The following is a 19,385-nucleotide window of genomic DNA, read 5'->3' on the forward strand; positions in this document are numbered from 1 at the left end:
TCAACGAAGGAACCATAGAACCCAAATCCATTGCGTTATGATGCGTCAATCTGAGAAAAAGCTAGCTAGTGTCCAATATTAAGGGGTTGAACCGTGAGAAACGCTATTTCACTCACAATCGTCGAAAAACAGCCTATTTCTCGCTTTTTCGATGAAATAACGTCGCTGGTGATCGTTAGAATTCTGATTCACCTTATTTTGCTCAAATAAGCTCACCTGTGATCGTTAGATACTTAGCGCAATAATTCATACAATTAATACACCAACTTACTCCTTAATGCTCCTTAATGCTTCTCAACGATTCTTAACACTTCTCAAAATTCCCTTAATTTTTATAACGCCTCTCACTTCTCCCCAATAAAGTTACAACTTCGTGGAATCATTTCATTTTTTTAAACACACATTGCAATTTCCCTCAAACTATCCTCTTCTTTAACATCAAAAAAACCTTCCTACCCTAGAAAAGGTGGTGGACTATCATCCACAGCCTATTTGCCAGGTAAAGAAGGCTTACATTTTTATTCCAACTCAGTATCTAATTAAGCAGTCCTAAAGCACAGCACCGCGCTCTGGTGTCGCGTGCCGTGCAAAAAATCTCACAACTCCACGGTCTAGAGTGTCACACACGCCATAGAGCATCTGCGTAATTGACTATAAGTAATTCAATTTACAGATTTGCTACGCTCTTACTCTTACGCTGACTACTCCGCCAGTTGCAGAGCTCTGCTCCGCTCTGTATCGCGCTCCAGTACAGGTTTTAGATACTTACCCGTATAGGATTCCTGCACTTTAATAATATCCTCTGGTGTTCCTGTTGCTACAATTGTACCGCCGCCGCTTCCACCTTCTGGACCCAGGTCAACAATATAATCGGCTGTTTTGATGACATCCAGATTATGCTCAATGACAAGCACAGACTCTCCTGAATCGACGAGGCGATGCAAGACGTTCAGCAGTCGGTCGATATCATCGACGTGCAGACCAGTCGTAGGCTCATCCAGAATATAGATCGTCTTGCCAGTACTACGTCGATACAGCTCGGAAGCAAGCTTCACACGCTGTGCTTCACCACCGGACAGTGTTGTTGCAGGTTGACCGAGATTGATGTAACCAAGGCCTACATCAAGCAACGTTTGCATTTTGCGATGAATTTTCGGAATGTTCTCGAAAAACTGAGTTGCATCCTCTACGGTCATTTCAAGCACATCTGCAATATTTTTGTTTTTGTACTTCACTTCAAGTGTTTCGCGGTTGTAACGTTTGCCTTTGCAAACCTCACACGGCACATATACATCCGGCAAGAAGTGCATCTCGATTTTTATAATTCCATCTCCACGGCAGGCTTCACAGCGTCCACCTTTGATATTAAAGCTAAACCGGCCTTTTTTATATCCGCGTACTTTTGCTTCATTGGTCTGTGCAAACAGGTCACGAATGTCGTCAAATACACCGGTATAGGTTGCCGGATTGGAACGTGGAGTTCGTCCGATCGGGGACTGATCGATATCAATAACTTTATCGATATGCTCCAGACCACGAATCTCCTTGTGTTGCCCTGGACGTACTCGTGCACGATTCAAATCACGTGCCAGCGTTTTGTACAAAATTTCGTTGATCAGTGTAGATTTACCTGAACCGGACACTCCCGTTACAGCGGTAAACACACCCACCGGAATCTTTACATTCAGATTCTTCAAGTTGTTCTCTTTGGCTCCGCGCACTTCCAACCAGCGATCGCCAACACTTCGGCGTTCGGTACGAATCGGGATAAACTTCTTGCCACTGAGGTACTGACCTGTCAACGAATTCTCGTCATTCATAATCTCTTCAGGTGTACCTTGTGACATTACTGTCCCGCCGTGAATACCTGCACCTGGGCCAATGTCGATAATATAGTCCGCTGCCATCATCGTATCTTCATCATGTTCGACAACGATCAACGTGTTCCCGATATCCCGCATATGTGCGAGCGTGGAGATCAAACGATCATTATCCCGTTGATGCAGTCCGATACTTGGCTCGTCCAGAATGTAGAGCACTCCCATCAGGCTGGAACCGATTTGAGTCGCTAGTCTGATCCGTTGTGCTTCACCACCGGACAACGTTCCCGCAGCACGGCTTAGCGTCAGGTAATCCAGACCTACGTTAACGAGAAAACCCAAACGGCTGTTAATTTCTTTTAAAATCAGTTTGGCAATGGTCTGTTCTTTTTCGGTCAGTTGAAGTGACTCAAAGAAACGTCCCGCTTCACCGATGGACAAACTAGTCACATAAGCCATGTTGTGGTCATTAATGGTTACAGCAAGACTCTCTCGTTTCAGACGTTGCCCTTTACATGTACCACAAGGCTTGGCACTCATGTATCCTTCAATGAACTCACGGATACCTTCTGAACCTGTTTCGCGATATCGACGCTCCAGATTATTAACGATCCCTTCGAACGTAACTAATGCTTCTTTACGCTGTCCGAAGTCATTTTCATAACGGAAACGAATTTTCTCAGACCCTGTTCCTTGCAGCAGCTTGTTCATCTGTTCAGCAGGAAGATCCTCTACAGGAACATCTTGCGGAATGTTGAAATGTTCGCATACGGATTTGAGAAACTGCGGATAATACGTGGACGTTCCTCCTGTCCAGGCATCAAACGCTCCTTCTTCAATCGATTTACTGCGATCCGGCACAAGCAGATCCGGATCAACAATCATTTTGACACCCAAACCGTCACAATCCGGACATGCACCAAATGGACTATTAAAAGAGAACATCCGAGGCGCCAGCTCATCAATACTGAATCCACACACCGGACAAGCAAAGTTGGAACTGAAGCGCAGTTCTTCTTCACCGATAATATCCACGAGCAGCTGCCCACCAGACAGATTAAGTGCCGTTTCAATGGAATCTGCCAATCGAGCTTGAACATCATCCTTCACAACGATCCGGTCAACGACAACATCGATGGTATGTTTTTTATTTTTCTCTAGCTGGATGTCCTCTGACAGGTCTCGTAATTCCCCATTAACCCGTACACGGACAAACCCTTGTTTAGATACATCGGCAAAAACACTTTTGTGCTCTCCTTTGCGTCCCGCAACAATGGGAGCCAAAATCTGCAACCGGGTACGTTCAGGGTATTGCATGATACGATCCACCATTTGTTCTACGGTTTGGGATGTAATTTCGATCCCGTGATCCGGACAATGCGGATGACCCACACGAGCAAACAGGAGACGCAGATAATCATAAATTTCAGTAACGGTTCCTACTGTGGAACGCGGGTTACGACTTGTTGTTTTCTGATCAATGGAGATCGCAGGCGATAGCCCCTCAATCGAATCGACATCCGGTTTCTCCATCTGACCTAAAAACTGACGTGCATAGGCAGACAATGATTCTACATAACGCCGTTGTCCTTCGGCATATATCGTATCAAACGCCAGCGAGGACTTGCCTGATCCGCTCAAACCGGTCAATACGACAAAGCGGTCACGCGGAATAGTAATATCGATGTTTTTTAAGTTATGCGCTCGTGCGCCTTTGATGACAATGTTCTCGCTCGCCAATGGTATTCATCCTCTCATTGCTTTTCTATAAACCTCTTAACCAAATTCGTCATTTTTATCAGTATAGACCTGATTTTGCGATTTCAACATGTCTTATTATCGGGTCAATGGATACATTTATTTACTTCGATTTACTCAATAAGAGAACGGCCAGACTGGCCGTTCTCTTATCATCCATGTTCAATCAATGAAGCTTCCTCTATCGATTTACATCTATTCTGCTCGCAATTCCAGCAATGCATCACGAAGCTCGGCGGCACGCTCAAACTGCAAGTTTTTGGCTGCATCTTTCATCTCCGCTTCCAGACGCTGAATAAGCGACTGGCGCTCCTTCTTCGACATCTTCTCGGCGGCGCCAGTCAGATACTCGTTTTTGGATTCAGCAACCTTCGTTGCCTCAATGACATCACGCACTTTTTTGCGAATGGTCTGCGGTGTAATGCCGTGTTTTTCATTGTACTCCATCTGAATGGTACGGCGTCTCTCGGTCTCTTTTATCGCTTTATCCATGGAATCCGTTACTTTGTCACCATACAAAATAACTTTACCCTCACTGTTCCTTGCGGCACGCCCGATTGTCTGAATCAGGGAACGCTCGGAACGCAGGAAACCTTCCTTATCCGCATCCAGAATAGCTACCAATGAAACCTCCGGCAAATCCAGACCTTCCCGTAGCAAGTTAATACCAATCAATACATGGAAGGTACCCAGCCTCAGATCACGCAGAATGGACATCCGTTCCAATGTTTTGATCTCCGAGTGCAGATATCTAACCTTAATGCCAACTTCCTTCAGGTAATCCGTCAGGTCTTCCGACATCTTCTTGGTCAGCGTAGTGATCAGCACACGCTCGTCTTTGGCAATCCGGTCGTTAATCTCTGCAATCAGATCATCAATCTGTCCTTTTGTTGGACGCAGCTCAATAACAGGATCAAGCAGGCCAGTCGGACGAATGATCTGTTGCACCATCGTATCGGTATGCTCAATTTCGTAAGGTCCTGGCGTCGCCGATACATAGATGATCTGGTTCATCTTTTCTTCAAACTCTTCAAACTTCAGCGGACGGTTATCCAGTGCAGAAGGCAAACGGAAACCGTGATCCACCAACACCGTCTTCCTCGCTTGGTCACCATTGTACATCGCACGGATCTGCGGCAATGTAACGTGTGACTCATCCACCACGATCAACATATCATCCGGGAAGTAGTCCATCAGGGTGTATGGCGTATCCCCGCGTTCACGGAAGGTCAGCGGCCCGGAGTAGTTCTCGATCCCTGAGCAGAACCCGACTTCCTTCATCATCTCGATATCGTAACGTGTACGCTGCTCCAGTCGCTGTGCTTCCAGCAACTTGCCTTGCTCACGCAATACTTCAAGCCGTTCTTCCAATTCACGTTCGATGTTCACCAGTGCCACACGCATCGTTTCTTCTTGGGTTACGAAGTGAGATGCCGGGAAAATAGCAATATGCTCGCGCTCACCGATTAATTCTCCGGTTAAGACGTCAATCTCGGTAATTTTCTCGATCTCATCCCCGAACAACTCCACTCGAATGGCATGTTCACCCTTGGAAGCCGGGAAAATCTCAATAACATCGCCACGGACACGGAACGTGCCACGGACAAAGTTAATATCATTCCGCTGATACTGTATCTCTACAAGACGGGACAGAATCTGATTACGTGGTTTCTCCATTCCAACCCGCAGAGACAACAACATACTGGAGTAGTCATGAGGTGATCCCAAACCATATATACAGGATACACTTGCTACGATAATGACATCACGACGTTCGAACAAGGAACTGGTCGCGGCATGTCGCAACTTATCAATCTCTTCATTAATACTCGAATCCTTCTCGATATACGTATCTGAGGAAGGAATATAGGCTTCTGGTTGGTAGTAGTCGTAATAACTGACAAAATACTCAACCATGTTATTTGGAAAAAATTCTTTGAACTCACTCGCCAACTGTGCCGCCAGTGTCTTATTGTGTGCAATAATCAACGTGGGTCGCTGTAGCTTGGCAATAGTCTGTGCAATGGTAAACGTCTTACCCGTACCCGTTGCACCCAAAAGCGTCTGGTATCTCTTCCCTTCCTGAACACCCTTCACCAATTCCAGAATGGCTGCTGGCTGATCACCTTGGGGAGAAAACTCTGACTCGATTTCGAACGTTTTGTCGCTCATAATAATATCGCTCATTGCCGTATCTCACCCTATCGTCTAAAATAATAGTCACTATATATTGTCGAAGTTCCCCGAATTTCCAGTTGGGAAAACTTATAGTAATAGGAATATTTGTTCCCGTTCAATTATACCTTGTTCGTTTTAGTGATGCAAACGTGAAATGAAGATAGGAGTGGGTTAATTTATGGATATTGCGACACTTATCGGTATAATTGCCGGAATTGCCGCAGTTATCAGCGGTTTTTTGTGGGAAGGCGGCCATATGTCCGGCCTGTTACAAAAAACGGCTGCTCTAATCGTGTTCGGCGGCACCATCGCTGCCGTTGTAGCCAGCTTCCCTGCACATCGTCTGCGAACGATCCCTGCTGCTTTACGTATGGCCTTTGGACGTCGTGCTCAGGATTCCAAACAATGGGTCGAAGAACTGATCGAGATGTCATCCATTGCCCGCAGATCCGGTGTGCTTGCTCTGGAACGCAGAGTTGTGGATCATCCCCATCCCTTTTTACAAGATGGCATCCAGATGGTTGTCGACGGTACAGACCCGGATGTTGTTCGGCAGATTCTGGAGATGGAAATTGATTCTGTAGAGCAGAAACATGAGGGTTATGCCAAAATATTCGAATCTGCCGGTGGTTATGCCCCAACGATGGGGATCATCGGAACCGTAATGGGACTTATTCAGGTACTCGGAAGCTTAACCGATCCAACCGGACTCGGACCAGCCATTGCCGTTGCTTTTACAGCCACTCTATATGGAGTTGCCAGTGCTAACCTGATCTTTTTACCTATCGCTTCCAAAATCAAATCCAGAGGTGCTGACGAGGTGCAAGAAATGGAGATGATGCTTGAAGGAGTGCTTGCCATTCAAAATGGCGAAAATCCACAGCTCGTTCGCAAACGGCTAGAGTCTTTTACACTGTCGCACCGCCAGGTCTTGCAATCTCCGCTCGCAAAGGAGGGATTAGATGAGTCGTCGCAGTAAACGGCGTGCCAAACGCGAAGCTGCTGACCATCGGGATCGCTGGATGATTACCTATGCGGATCTCATTACGTTGCTACTGATTTTTTTCGTCATCATGTACGCCATGAGCAATCTGGATACCGGTAAATACGACGTCGTGACCCAATCCCTTCAAAGCACTTTTAATAAATCCGACTCCATACTTGAACTGGGGAACGGACTCGGCGAGACACCAGGTCAAACCATCACCAAGCCCCCCCAGGGAAGCTCAGAGGATGATCAAGATTCGTCATCAGATTCGGACAAAGATACCCCGGATGATAGCAACCGTCCGCTCACGGAGCGGGAAGAACAATTCAGGACTCAGGAACAGGAATTACAAAATCTGTTCAATGTGATTACCCAATATATCGAAGATAATAAACTGGATAATCAAATTTTCGTGGCAGACAAACCGCAAGGTATCTCCATTACGCTCAGTGATCGTTTTCTGTTTGATCAAGGACAAGCTGCCTTGAAAAAAGATGCTGCTCCTACACTTAGCAAACTCGCCAGTTTGTTTCGTAATCTTCAAATGGTGGTCAGTATTGAGGGACACACGGATAACATCCCAATAGGAGCCAATTCCGCGTACAAGGATAACTGGGAGTTGTCCGGTGAACGTGCGTTATCAGTACTACGCTTTTTCATCGATCAGGAGAAACTCGACCCCGACCACTTCCAATATGCAGGGTATGCGGATACCAGGCCAACCGGAGACAATACAACAGCAACTGGAAGACAGAAGAATCGCCGGGTTGAAATTACGGTGCTTCGCCAATTACAGCCATAGTCAGTTATCCCGCAAAAAAATACATGCATGACCTCAGCCTCTATTAACCGACTACGAAGTCATGTTACAAAAAAACAACTCAGTAAAAAGCACGTTTGACTGTATTCATCCCGTCAAACGTGCTTTTTTGACTGTATTCTAAATTACCCTTGCTCTTGCTCCTACTCTTGCTCTTGCTTTAACTCTTAACTCCTAACTGACTCCCTCTATCTCTTTTCCTATTTACGCCGCCACCAATTTACGCATCCATCCCCGGTTGATTGGGACGAAGAATCACGGAACCGACAGCCAGCAGGATCACGGCCATGGCAAACAGGATCAGCAGCGGCAGGGTGATGTCTGCCAACGTGCCTCCGGCAGAGATCGTTTCGACTGCCTGAATCGTCCATTTTTGCGGTACGAAGTTCGCCAGCTTCTGCATATACTCCGGCATGATGGATAACGGCCAGAAGCAACCTCCAATCATACATGTTGGTACAATGATAAGAGAATTCAGCATACTGGCATTTTTCGATTCACGAATCAAACCGCTCACAGCACTCGCTAATCCCATCGATACCAGCATAAACGCTCCAAGAATCAGAAAGTGAATACCAAACGGAATCCCTGCATCATAATGCAGCACCCAACGGCTTATACCGAGCACGAGCATAATCTGGATGACTCCAATCGCCAGACTACCCAGAAAGTTTCCTAGCGCGATCTCATATGACCTAACTGGAGCGGTATACATTCGAGCCATCGTACGTTGTTTTCGATCGTCCATAATAACAGCCACTGCACTCGTTAACAGTCCCATCATGAACATAATCGTGAATCCGGTGACGTTATTTAAACCTGGCTTGGGATACAGTTGCAGATGTGATGCTTCCCCGGATAGATGATGCCTCCCAATCTCTTGCAGGAGCTGTTCGAGTTTCGCCTCCTGACTCTTAGCGTCAGCTTTAGAAGGCAACATGGTAGCAGATGTTTGTACGGCAGCAGCAGACTGTTTCAACCCATCCGCAACCCCTTCGGCGGCTGCTCGTAGGATGTATGAGCTTTCGCTGACACGCATTTCAATCCACTGGATCTCCACGGGCTTCCCCTGTAACAGCGATTCGGTGTAATTGGCGGGAATTACAATTCCCATGCTTGCTTTTTGGCGAACGATATCCGATTTCACTTCTGCCTCGTTACTCGCAGCTTTGAAGCTGTAGTCCTTCGTACGAGCGAGCTCGTTGATCATCCATGATCCAGCGATCCCCTCATCCATATTGACATAAGAAACAACCGCACGACTGGCCTGCTCACTTCCAAAAAGAGCAACTGCACCTGTCACAACAAGGCATGGTAGCAGTAAAAATGCAACAAACCCACGTTTACGTCCCAGTGTTCTCCGGATCATTAACCAAGCGATATGCAGACTATTCATAACGATATCCAACCTTTCTGTATATCACTGCAGCTGCTGCTGCTAGCACTGCACACACGGCCCCAAGCATGAAAATATTGTGCATGACCTCCTGCAAAGTTGCACCAAGCATCATACTCAGAAAACTTTGAAGCGCCCAATGATTCACCGTGAATTCGCTAATGCGCTGTACAAAATCGATGGCGATCGGAGTAAACCCGCCGCTAATAAAAGTCATCACGATGATAATTCCCTGCATTAATGCAGTAGCTGAAGTAGCGCTTTTACTAACCAAGGCTACAATAATGCCCAAAGTCATTGACGCCAGCGTAATAAGTATACAGATTAGTACAATCAACCACGGATGACCACCCCAATTCACGCCAAATAACAGGTTGGTCATGACGATAATAATGATCGCTTGTAAAAAGGCAAGCAGACTGTTACCTGCAACTTTGCCAGCAAAGATGACTCCATTGCCTACTGGTGTTGCCTGAAGACGCGCGAGCGTTTGTTTGTCGCGCTCCGTAAACAGGCTGTTAACGGTGGTCATGCCAGAGTACAGCATAAACATCGCCAGCATGGCTGCTGCGTAATATTGTGAAGCGCTGTAGGATTGACCGGAATGTCCTGGGCTGCTGACCTTAATATTTGGCTGTGCTGATGGCAATCCAGTCCCATCTTGCGTTGAAATCGCCATCACCGTTTCTGGTCCAAGGACTTTTGCAATGGCAGCCTGTCGATTCAACTCATCCGTAAAGCTAGTGAATAATGTCTGCCCCACTACATTAAGTGTATTATCTTTTCCAAGTATCCATTGTAGCTTAACGGTTTTTCCTACCATCCATTGTTGCACCATATCCGAAGTAATGATTACCGCAAAATCAAGATCTCCTTGTTTTAACGCATCCATCGTTTCGTCCTGTGAAGACATGTTTTTCACTTTTACCATTTGGGCTACTTCAGGTGCAGCCACAAAGGCTTTCAGGGCTTCACCTACAGGAGAGGATGCCGCTTCATTTGATTGCACAATCCCCACGCGCAACGTATCAGGCGTCGTATCTTTTCCTGTTCCCATCGCGCTCGATAATGCCGTTCCCAAGATGAAAATTAATAATAAAGGCAGAATGAATAGATTAATCACTACAGAACGAATTTTCAAAATACGTCTGAGTTCAAAGATACAAATATGCCATATGCTCATGCCATCTCCTCCTAGTCTCGAAGCGTTCGCCCGGTCAGATTGAGGAAAAGCGTTTCGAGATCCGGTTCTTCGACCTGGAGGGATTGAATGGATATGTCATGTTTACTGCAAATAAACAGCATATCTTGCAGTGCCTGCTGTGCGGAAGGTAGCATAATCGTTATTGTGTCTTCGGTGACTTCTACTGCCCGTACACGCGGGTGAAGTTTAAGTTCTTCCACAACACCGACATCCAGGCCGGAGGTGGTAAGTACAATTTTTTCCTCCGATGCAACGCGTTCCCTTAACTCAGCCTCGGTTCCACAAGCAATAATCCGGCCTTGATCCATGATAGCCACCCGATTACTGATCGCTGCAACCTCCTCCATATAATGACTTGTATAGATGATGGTCGAGCCCATCTTGTTGAGCGTTCGCACCGATTCAAGAATGTGATTGCGAGATTGTGGATCAATGCCCACGGTAGGCTCATCCATAATGATCAGATCCGGCCTGTGACTGAGCGCACATGCGATGTTGAGTCTGCGTTTCATGCCGCCCGAGAAGGTGGCTGGAGCATCCTTGGCCTTATCTTGCAAACCAACAAATTCAAGAGATTCCTGCACTCTTTCTTTGAGCTTTTTCCCTCGTAATCCATAGAGCCGGGCAAAAAAAGTAACATTATCCACGGCACTCATCGTTTCATACAAAGCCAAATCTTGCGGAACCAGTCCAATCTTACGCTTCACATCGAGTGGTCGCTCCTTCACCGATATGCCATCCAGTCTGATCTCTCCCTGATCCATGCTGAGCAGACCTGCAATCATGCTAATGGTGGTGCTTTTTCCCGCTCCATTCGGGCCAAGCAGACCAAAAATCTCTCCCTTTTGCACACTTAAGTTGAGGTGATCCACCGATAACTTGCTGCCATACCGTTTTACAACGTGATCCATTTCCAGTATGTTCATCTACGTATGCCCCTCCCATATGAGCTCTTACCGCGATATTTCTAAGTCTATTGTATCGAATGTCTCCCCTTGGCGAAGGTACATAAAGTCATCATTCAAAGGTGACTTAAGTCATCTCCTGATGTTGCGGTGGCCTATGTTATAATCAAGGATGCGTTATCGTCTTATTCTCCATTATGTTAAAAAAGGATGTCATCTACATATGCCCTTGGGATCCCTGCAATATGGTTTATTGGTTGTACCTGCTGTGTTGTTCAGTTTGACCCTACCTTTACATGGCGAAGCACTGTACACCTTTTACATCCTCATCTCGACCTTACTCGCTGTAGCGAACCGCTTTACCCGTTCAGGCGCACAGCAATCACTGTTATTTCTGGCAGAAATAATGTGGGCCAGCTGGTTGATCGCGCTATACGGCCCCTTTATGATTTTCATCTCTCTATCGGTTCTTTATGTTTATATGTATCGGCTCGGTGGATCTATAAGATGGTTCATATTAGGGTTTCAGCTGATTACAACGAATCTTGCACTGTATTGGCATGTTGCAACTCCAACTACGCTCAGTTCTGGAGCGATGGAAGTTCAAATAAACACCATTAGCTGGTTCTCGGACTCTGTGAAGATAAACATTGGCGTAAACCTGCTCCTATGGATGACAGCGGCTCTCTCCTGGCAAGGAGCCAAAGCGGCAAACCGTCGTCAGCAACTGGAGCATGTGTATGACGAGTTACGGCATAAGCATTATGAGCTACAAGAGACGCGTGCACAATTGCTGTCATTTTCCAAACAATTAGAAGATGCGGCTCAGGCAGAAGAGCGTATTCGAATATCCCGTCAGCTTCATGATGATATCGGACATCGGCTAATCCGCACCAAAATGATGTCAGAAGCTGCATTGCTCACGCTACCTTTGAATAACGAACAGGGCACTGAAATGGTCAAGCAGATTCGAGACCAGCTGGCTGCAAGTATGGATGATATGCGTAACACCCTTCATAAACTTCGTCCTGATTTTCATGCATCCGATGCCTACGCTTTGGATCGTCTATTAGAAGAAGTCGGCCGCGATACAGGGATACAGACTCATTACGAAATGGTTGGTCAACCACACACTCTCTATCCGAGTATACAGATTGTGTTGTACAAAAATGCCAAAGAAGCTGTAACGAATGCCATTAAACATGGAAAGGCCACTTCCATTCGTTTGCAGCTGGCTTTTGGGCATCAGGAGATTCGTATGAGCATCAGTAATGATGGCAGCATGCACTCCCTTTTAGATACAAGTGTAACAACTGGCCTTGGGCATGAGGGTATGCGTCAGCGTACACAGTTCATTGGAGGTACCATTGAGGTTCAACCCACCGCCCCATATACCGTTATCACTCGAATCCCCATGACAAACAAAATGAATTTACTGTAAAACGGAAAGGAATATGCTCATGCCAGAACCGAACAATAGCACTCAGAAAACATTGTCCGAGCAACCTTCAATGATTCAAGTCCTCCTTGTCGATGACGATCCCTTCATCCGGGAAAGCCTGAAAGTGGTGCTCGGCCTCGATGCGGATATCCACATTACAGATACGGCTTCCAATGGGACGGAGGCACTTGCGTGCCTTGAATCAGGAACACCTGCAGATGTTGTACTCATGGATATACGTATGCCCGAATGTGATGGGGTCGAAGGAACTCTTCTGATCAAAACCCGTTTCCCCGATATCCAGGTACTGATGCTGACAACCTTTGACGACGATGAATATATCATTCAAGCTATACAGAACGGAGCGAGTGGTTATCTACTCAAAAACCTCCCTCCTGCCCGTATCGTGCAGGGCATCAAAACCGTCCATAACGGGGATATGCTGATCCACCCGGATATTGCACGCAAACTCGCGGGTTTGCTTCGAACGCCAGCTTCTCCTCCGGTAAACGAGCCACTTGAAACGCATGGGCTTACACGCATGGAGCTTTCCGTTGCCGAAGCTATATCAGAAGGACTATCCAACAAAGAAATTGCCACTAAACTGTTTCTCAGCGAGGGTACCGTCAAAAACTATGTAACTGAAATCCTGGGTAAGCTGCATTTGCGTGATCGCACCCAAATCGCCATTTTTATTTTGAGAAAATAAAGCAAAAAGGTACTTCCTCACGCCAGCCAAGGCGTTTGGAAGTACCTTTTATTACATTTCGACTGACCCTTTGTCACTCACTACAGGGGCCGGTGGTAAAGCCAGTGGAGCTTCGTCGATACGCTGCTGCTCTTTCCGGCGTGTGAATAATTTGAGGGTAATCACATGAAACAACGTCACCGGACGTGGCTGAACTGCCCATGCTTCATGTTTATCCGGTGCCATAATCACACCAAGTTGGTGGTGCTCGCCTTCGTAAATCGCTCGTTGCATAAACTTGCTCTCTCCCTGATGATTACGCACCTCCAGCTTGCAAAAAGCCGGATTCATCCGCAGTGCCCGGTGTAGCTCTTCGGGAGAATGAACGAGTATACCGTTCACTTTATACAATGTCTCCCCTGCCTCAATTCCGAGCTCTGCTGCAGGACTCTCTGGAATCACACTAAGTACCTTAAGTCCATGCTGAGGGTGAACAAATGCAGGACTAAGTTGCTGCTCTTCCAATGCGCTGTACCACACCAGGAGTTCATGTCCGGCAAAAGCTACCAAGGCTGCAATCACTGTCAATGGTGACCACCATACGGCAAGCAGACTGAATACAAGTAATGCCAAGCTATATAGCATCAAACGTTTAGCTGAAACCTGGAGTTTACGCCCAGGTAGCATACTTTGTGTATTTTCGCTAAATCCCAGCAAGATGGGCAGTGCCATTAGCGTGTAGCCCTGACCTGCATGAAGTAGCGGAGTCCACGCCAGTTCTGTGATACCTCCGGTTGTCGGAACAAGAATTAGTAGTGGAACCGCCCAGAAGAGTTGCATCTGATATCCGCCTACCAACTTCCCGCGTTTACCTTCCATCAGAAACGGTGAGGCCATAGATACACCCTGCATTCGTGCCAGTATAGCTTCGCCAAAATGCAGCAATGCAGCCAGCACGAGCAATGCAGGCATGTCCAATGCACGCACCGTCTCCACAGCATGTCCAAGCATACCGGAAGGTTGCCAGCTGGAAGCCACATTCAAAGCAAATTGCAGTATTCCCAGCGCCCCTGCTGCATAGGCGAAACATAAATAGCGGATACGAATAAGAGCTAAGACCAATGCTGCAATCCATATGCTAATCAGACTTCCCAGCGTAAGATAAGTGCCAAGGAAAAGAGATATCATGGACACAATTACACCAATGACAATTCCCCCAAGAACCGCTCGAATCGCCTGCGTGATCGAACTCTGCATACGTACATGGAAGAGTTTCCGTTCCTGGAGCAACTGACGATGATAAATTAAAGCAATCAGAATCACTGCCATATAATAAAACGGCTGAATCAACAACTGTAACAATGCTTCCCCTAATACAGTTAACCAAGGCCATACCCATTCCATTGTAGCATTTCACTCCTCTCCATCAGCCGGTTCAGAAAAAAAGAAGGCTGAAAATCAGCCTTCTTTATGGCTTCGACACAGCGGACGAAATATCCTTTGAGACATTTTCGATCGCGCGTTTCAGCTGTGCATCATATTGAGGATTGGCAATACGTTCAATCAGAGATGCTTCCAGAGACTCTGCCGTTTTCTCATCGATTTGGCCAGTAACCTGAATGCCTTTTTTCTTCTGGAACGCCTTGACGGCTTCTTCGGTCTTCTGGTCGTAGTATCCGTCTACACGATCCGGCTTGAAGTCAAGTCCTCTCAGCATCGTCTGCGCGCTCTTCACATCCATGCTATTGCTGGCATATTTCAGTGGCAACTTCTCTTTATTAATCGGCGCAACCGAGAAATAGTCTGGCTGGTTCACTGCAATATCCGGTTTGATGCCTTTTTCATGAATCCAGGTACCGTTTGGTGTCAACCACTTGGCGATCGTAATCTTCAGCAGGCTACCGTCGCCCATCTGTTTATCGTAGCTGGTCTGCACCGTTCCTTTACCAAATGAATTTTCACCTACCAGTGTAGCACCAGCAGATTGTTGCAAAGCTCCTGCCAGGATTTCGGAAGCACTCGCGCTACCTTTGTTCATCAAGACGGTAATAGGATAAGGTTTGGCTGATCCATTCGATTTACTTTGTTCCTTCTTGCCATTTTTATCTTCAACCTGAACGATGACTTTACCTTTCGGTACAAACTGTTCTGCTATATCGATAACGACTTGCAGTACACCGCCCGGGTCATTCCGTACATCGATAATCAGGCCTTTCATATTCTGCTTCTCGAGCTTAGCAAGTTCTTCTTTGAAGCGTTCACCTGTATTCAGAGAGAACTGCGTAATGTTGATGACACCAATACCGCCATCTTCCATATGCGCATAGACGGTTTCCAGATCTATATCATCACGAACAATCGTGAATTCAATTGGCTCTGTTGATCCCGCACGTTTCACCTGTACTTTAGCTTCGCTACCCTTTGGACCTCTAATCTTGTTAACCGCTTTGTTGAGCTCAAGTCCTTGAAGTGATTCGCCGTTAACAGACATAATGATGTCTTTCGCACGGATACCTGCTTTTTCAGCAGGTGAGCCTTTGATTGGGGAAACGACAACGACATTACCGTCTTGCGAGGAAACCTCTGCACCAATACCGGTAAATGAACCTTCGATAGACTCTTCAAACTGGGCAGCTGTTTCCTGTCCCATATAGTTGGAGTAGGGATCACCGAGAGATTCCATCATGCCGTTAATCGCACCATCAATCAGCTTGGTACGGTCGACATCTTTATAATAGTTACTGGAGATCAAATCCATTGCGGTTTCAATCTTCTTTAAATCGTTTTTCTGCTGCGAGCTGCCGGTTACACTTGCCAGCAGTCCTTCGCCGGGTTTTACCTGGCTTGTAATGCCCGGGTAAGTCATTAACACGATGGTTAACAGACTCCCGCCAAGCAGTCCCAAAATAACGAACAGCAGCGCCGATCTTTTTTTCATCATCCGTATGTCACCGCCTTTAGTATTGAAGCGCATCCGATTCGAACTGCCCCGAATCATTCCCTGAACATGCCAGCTTAGTATATGTCTAGCTTGTACGGATTATGATTTTTCCATTCGAAGTTTAAACTATATAAGTTGCAACGCATTAAATCAGACAATCTACAAATAGTTCATCGGATTCACAGCTGTTCCATTATCACGCACTTCAAAGTGCAAGTGAGGCCCAGTTGAGTTCCCTGTATTGCCAGACTCGGCAATCGTATCGCCTTTATTTACCGTATCTCCCTTGCTAACCTTGAATCCACCTTCACGCAAATGGCCGTACAATGACCACAGACCTCCGCCATGATCAATAATAACCGTGTAGCCATAGCCACTATACCATTCAGCCATAATGACAATCCCGCCGGAAGCCGCATGAACGGATGTGCCTACTGGAACGGCAAAATCGACACCTGCATGTAGTTTGCCTACTTCCCCTGTAATCGGGTGAATTCGCGGACCGAACGGTGAAGAAATGCGTCCACCAGACACCGGTCTTGCAAAAATACCGCTACCTGACGAATAAGTTACCTCACCGTTGCTGCTTGAACTTACACGTGTTGGCGCCTTGGCTGCTGCTTTGGCACGTGCCGCAGCTTGGGCCCGAGCTTTGGCTGCAGCTGCGGCCTGTTGCTCACGCAATTTATTTTTCTCCTGTAACAGAGCTGAGCGTTTGCCAGCAATCTGCATCAACACAGCTTCCTGCTCAGCCGTCAACTCTTCGGATTGTTCAATTTTAGCATCATATGAAGCCAGGAGCACCTGCTTTTCTTTCTCTTTATCGTTCAGCTGCGACTTGCGCTGTTTCTTCTGTGAATACAGGCTTTTGGCCTCCGCATATTGTCGGTCCAAATCTGCCTTTTTCTCTACCACAAGTTGCTTGTCCTTTTTATGTTCATCCAAGAGATGCTGATCCTGATCCACAATCGTTTTAAGCGAGTCCGCACGGGTCAGAAAATCGGTAAAGCTGGTGGAAGATAAAAGGACATCAAGGTAGGATACTGCCCCATCCGTATACATCAGGCGTACACGTGACTCTAGCAGTTTTTCTCTTGCGACGATCCGGTCTTCTGCTGCTTGCAGATCTTTTTTCGTTGTACGAAGATCTTCCTCCGTATTTTCAATCTGCAACGATACACTGGCCAGCTCATCACTCACGACATTGATCTGTTCCAAGACAACCTTCAGGTAAGCATTGGTTTTGTTCTTGTAATGTTGCGCTTCCTGTTTATTGGCCGCAGCCTTTTTTTGCTCCTGCTTGGCGGAAGCCGCCTTGCTCTCCAGTTGCTGAATCTGTTGATCAATATCGCTGATGCTATTCTTGGCATATCCGTCAGAAGGTTGAAACGTCATACCGGCCAGTAACATAAAGGCCAGCAGCGAAGCGGTTTTTTTCAAAATGATGATCCCCCATCCTATGAATTCACAAGAAAGCAACCTGCACAGGTGGTGAACAGCATGTTCTTTGCTTTCTTTCATCAAAACAACAGTTGCGTCTTTTCTACATATCGTCAAACAGCGTTCAATAATGAACCTGTTTTTTCATTCTTTTCGACATTTTCTACACTTTGAGCGACTTGCGAATGGACAGTGTACTGCCCAAAATGCCTACGAGCACACCAAGACCAATCAGCAACGTTCCCATCAGTGGCCAGATCTCGCTGAGTGGAATTAGATTCAGCATCTGCATGAAGACATCCTGACCAATCGTTGACATCAATTGACTATATCCGAAGAACAGAACCGCGACCGTAATGACGGAACCGATCAGTCCAATTAACGCCCCTTCAATAAAGAAAGGCCAGCGGATAAAGGTGTTGGTTGCACCCACCAGTTTCATAATGCCAATCTCCCGGCGGCGCGCCAGAATCGTTACGCGAATCGTATTCGAGATCAGGAACATCGACATCAGGCCCAGTCCCCCGACAAAAATAAATCCGATATTACGAACAAGCTTCGTAAATTTGAATAACACATCTACCGTTTCCTTGCCGTAGTTCACTTTCATGATCGGCTTCTCGGCATGTTTCTCGTTCAATGCTTCAATCTTCTGCGCGACAAAATTGACCGTTTCCGGTTCAATTACTTTAACTTCAATCGTATCTGGCAATGGATTGTTATCTACATCGAAACCACCGAGAACATTATCCGCATTTTCGCCTAGACGTTCACGAAATTCTTTTAATCCTTCATCCTTCGGAACAATTCGAATCTCGCTGACTTCAGGCATGGCACTGATCTCCTGACCAATGACATTGCGCAGGTTCTCGTCCACATTCAGCTCCAGAAACGTACTGATCTCTACCTGGCTGTCTACCTGATTGGCCATAGAGTTCACGTTAAGCACAAGCAACATAAACACGCCAAGAATAAACAGAGAGACGATAATCGACATGACGGAGGCCACTGACATCCAGCCATTGCGGAATACGTTCTTGAAGCCCTCCCGCAGATGTCGCAAGAGAGTACTAAAATTCATAACCGTATTCCCCTCTCATCTGATCCCGTACAATCTGTCCGCGTTCAATGGCGATAACCCGTTTACGCATCGTATTAACAATATCTTTGTTGTGTGTTGCCATTACAATCGTTGTGCCCCGGAAATTGATCTCGTCCAGCAGTTGCATAATGCCCCATGACGTCTCCGGGTCCAGATTCCCTGTAGGCTCGTCCGCAATAATGACGGAAGGATTGTTCACAATCGCACGTGCGATTGCAATCCGTTGCTGTTCCCCGCCTGATAGCTGTGAAGGTTCGCGATTAGCCTTGCTGCGCAGTCCTACCAGATCGAGCACTTCCATAACCCTTTTCTTGATGTGACGCTTCGGCGCTTCAATAACTTCCATCGCAAAAGCCACGTTCTCATATGCTGTCATCTTCGGTAGCAGGCGGAAATCCTGAAATACAACACCGATATTACGACGTACATAAGGGATTTTTCGTGGTTTCAACTTGCCAATATTAAATCCGTTAATGGATATTTGCCCTTTGGTTGGCACTTCTTCTCTGTACATCAATTTCATGAATGTCGATTTGCCTGCACCGGATGGACCAACGATATAGACAAATTCATTGCGGTCGATCTTCACCGACACCCCTTGTAATGCGTGGGTACCATTGGCGTAGGTCTTCCACACGTCCTGCATTTCTATCACATCATCACTTCCTGCTCACATAGTTAGCCATTATGATTTCGACACAATC

Annotated in this window: 14 protein-coding genes; 4 read left to right on the forward strand and 10 right to left on the reverse strand. The window is 46.6% G+C overall.

The window, feature by feature from the left end:
- Positions 1–701: 701 nt before the first annotated feature.
- Positions 702–3,560 (reverse strand): excinuclease ABC subunit UvrA, encoded by a 2,859-nt coding sequence (gene uvrA / locus J2T16_RS13380; protein ID WP_221790427.1) that lies wholly within the window; start codon positions 3,558–3,560, stop codon positions 702–704.
- 213 nt (positions 3,561–3,773) lie between these two features.
- Complete coding sequence (gene uvrB / locus J2T16_RS13385) at positions 3,774–5,765, reverse strand: excinuclease ABC subunit UvrB (RefSeq protein ID WP_154959322.1); 1,992 nt, start codon at positions 5,763–5,765, stop codon at positions 3,774–3,776.
- A 169-nt stretch (positions 5,766–5,934) separates the two neighbouring features.
- Here uvrB and J2T16_RS13390 point away from each other — a divergent pair, with 169 nt between their 5' ends.
- Positions 5,935–6,735 (forward strand): flagellar motor protein, encoded by an 801-nt coding sequence (locus J2T16_RS13390; RefSeq protein ID WP_221790429.1) that lies wholly within the window; start codon positions 5,935–5,937, stop codon positions 6,733–6,735.
- A complete protein-coding gene (locus J2T16_RS13395; RefSeq protein ID WP_221790431.1) occupies positions 6,719–7,546 on the forward strand; it encodes a flagellar motor protein MotB in 828 nt (275 codons plus the stop codon). The genes J2T16_RS13390 and J2T16_RS13395 overlap by 17 nt, the downstream gene beginning before the upstream one ends.
- A 238-nt stretch (positions 7,547–7,784) precedes the next feature.
- Here the strand turns inward: J2T16_RS13395 and J2T16_RS13400 are convergent, their stop codons facing one another.
- From J2T16_RS13400 to J2T16_RS13410, 3 genes are read right to left on the reverse strand one after another with little or no spacing between them, the layout of a single operon-like run.
- Positions 7,785–8,960, reverse strand: a complete 1,176-nt coding sequence (locus tag J2T16_RS13400; protein WP_499018478.1) for an ABC transporter permease — start codon at positions 8,958–8,960, stop codon at positions 7,785–7,787.
- Positions 8,953–10,143, reverse strand: coding sequence for an ABC transporter permease (locus J2T16_RS13405; protein WP_336121793.1), 1,191 nt, complete (start codon positions 10,141–10,143; stop codon positions 8,953–8,955). The genes J2T16_RS13400 and J2T16_RS13405 overlap by 8 nt, the downstream gene beginning before the upstream one ends.
- 11 nt (positions 10,144–10,154) lie before the next feature.
- Entirely contained in the window at positions 10,155–11,090 is a 936-nt protein-coding gene (locus J2T16_RS13410; protein ID WP_336121792.1) for an ABC transporter ATP-binding protein, read from the reverse strand.
- 202 nt (positions 11,091–11,292) lie between these two features.
- Here J2T16_RS13410 and J2T16_RS13415 point away from each other — a divergent pair, with 202 nt between their 5' ends.
- Together J2T16_RS13415 and J2T16_RS13420 are read left to right on the forward strand one after the other, a co-directional pair.
- Positions 11,293–12,510: a sensor histidine kinase gene (locus tag J2T16_RS13415; protein ID WP_336121791.1), complete on the forward strand. Its 1,218-nt coding sequence runs from the start codon at positions 11,293–11,295 to the stop codon at positions 12,508–12,510.
- A gap of 70 nt (positions 12,511–12,580) precedes the next feature.
- A complete protein-coding gene (locus tag J2T16_RS13420) occupies positions 12,581–13,219 on the forward strand; it encodes a response regulator transcription factor (protein WP_499018610.1) in 639 nt (212 codons plus the stop codon).
- Between the two features lie 51 nt (positions 13,220–13,270).
- On the opposite strand, the gene J2T16_RS13425 is transcribed toward J2T16_RS13420, so the two are convergent.
- The 5 genes from J2T16_RS13425 to ftsE form a co-directional block, all read right to left on the reverse strand.
- Positions 13,271–14,602: a PDZ domain-containing protein gene (locus tag J2T16_RS13425; RefSeq protein WP_336121790.1), complete on the reverse strand. Its 1,332-nt coding sequence runs from the start codon at positions 14,600–14,602 to the stop codon at positions 13,271–13,273.
- 64 nt (positions 14,603–14,666) lie between these two features.
- Positions 14,667–16,139 (reverse strand): S41 family peptidase, encoded by a 1,473-nt coding sequence (locus tag J2T16_RS13430; protein WP_499018479.1) that lies wholly within the window; start codon positions 16,137–16,139, stop codon positions 14,667–14,669.
- Between the two features lie 159 nt (positions 16,140–16,298).
- Positions 16,299–17,579: a murein hydrolase activator EnvC family protein gene (locus J2T16_RS13435; RefSeq protein WP_221790441.1), complete on the reverse strand. Its 1,281-nt coding sequence runs from the start codon at positions 17,577–17,579 to the stop codon at positions 16,299–16,301.
- Positions 17,580–17,742: 163 nt separating this feature from the next.
- Positions 17,743–18,660: a permease-like cell division protein FtsX gene (ftsX, locus tag J2T16_RS13440; protein ID WP_090922996.1), complete on the reverse strand. Its 918-nt coding sequence runs from the start codon at positions 18,658–18,660 to the stop codon at positions 17,743–17,745.
- On the reverse strand, positions 18,650–19,336 hold the full coding sequence (ftsE, locus tag J2T16_RS13445) for a cell division ATP-binding protein FtsE (RefSeq protein WP_154959330.1): 687 nt from the start codon (positions 19,334–19,336) through the stop codon (positions 18,650–18,652). Before ftsE ends, ftsX begins: the two co-directional genes overlap by 11 nt.
- Between the last annotated feature and the right edge of the window lie 49 nt (positions 19,337–19,385).

Source organism: Paenibacillus intestini, assembly GCF_030803945.1.
GTDB lineage: Bacteria > Bacillota > Bacilli > Paenibacillales > Paenibacillaceae > Paenibacillus > Paenibacillus polysaccharolyticus.

Bases quoted from the DNA above. Each gene is read 5' to 3' on its own strand.
- uvrB (WP_154959322.1), bottom strand. From the start codon at position 5,765: ATGAGCGATATTATTATGAGCGACAAAACGTTCGAAATCGAGTCAGAG.
- J2T16_RS13390 (WP_221790429.1), top strand. From the start codon at position 5,935: ATGGATATTGCGACACTTATCGGTATAATTGCCGGAATTGCCGCAGTT.
- J2T16_RS13395 (WP_221790431.1), top strand. From the start codon at position 6,719: ATGAGTCGTCGCAGTAAACGGCGTGCCAAACGCGAAGCTGCTGACCAT.
- J2T16_RS13400 (WP_499018478.1), bottom strand. From the start codon at position 8,960: ATGAATAGTCTGCATATCGCTTGGTTAATGATCCGGAGAACACTGGGA.
- J2T16_RS13405 (WP_336121793.1), bottom strand. From the start codon at position 10,143: ATGAGCATATGGCATATTTGTATCTTTGAACTCAGACGTATTTTGAAA.
- J2T16_RS13410 (WP_336121792.1), bottom strand. From the start codon at position 11,090: ATGAACATACTGGAAATGGATCACGTTGTAAAACGGTATGGCAGCAAG.
- J2T16_RS13415 (WP_336121791.1), top strand. From the start codon at position 11,293: ATGCCCTTGGGATCCCTGCAATATGGTTTATTGGTTGTACCTGCTGTG.
- J2T16_RS13420 (WP_499018610.1), top strand. From the start codon at position 12,581: ATGATTCAAGTCCTCCTTGTCGATGACGATCCCTTCATCCGGGAAAGC.
- J2T16_RS13425 (WP_336121790.1), bottom strand. From the start codon at position 14,602: ATGGAATGGGTATGGCCTTGGTTAACTGTATTAGGGGAAGCATTGTTA.
- J2T16_RS13430 (WP_499018479.1), bottom strand. From the start codon at position 16,139: ATGATGAAAAAAAGATCGGCGCTGCTGTTCGTTATTTTGGGACTGCTT.
- ftsX (WP_090922996.1), bottom strand. From the start codon at position 18,660: ATGAATTTTAGTACTCTCTTGCGACATCTGCGGGAGGGCTTCAAGAAC.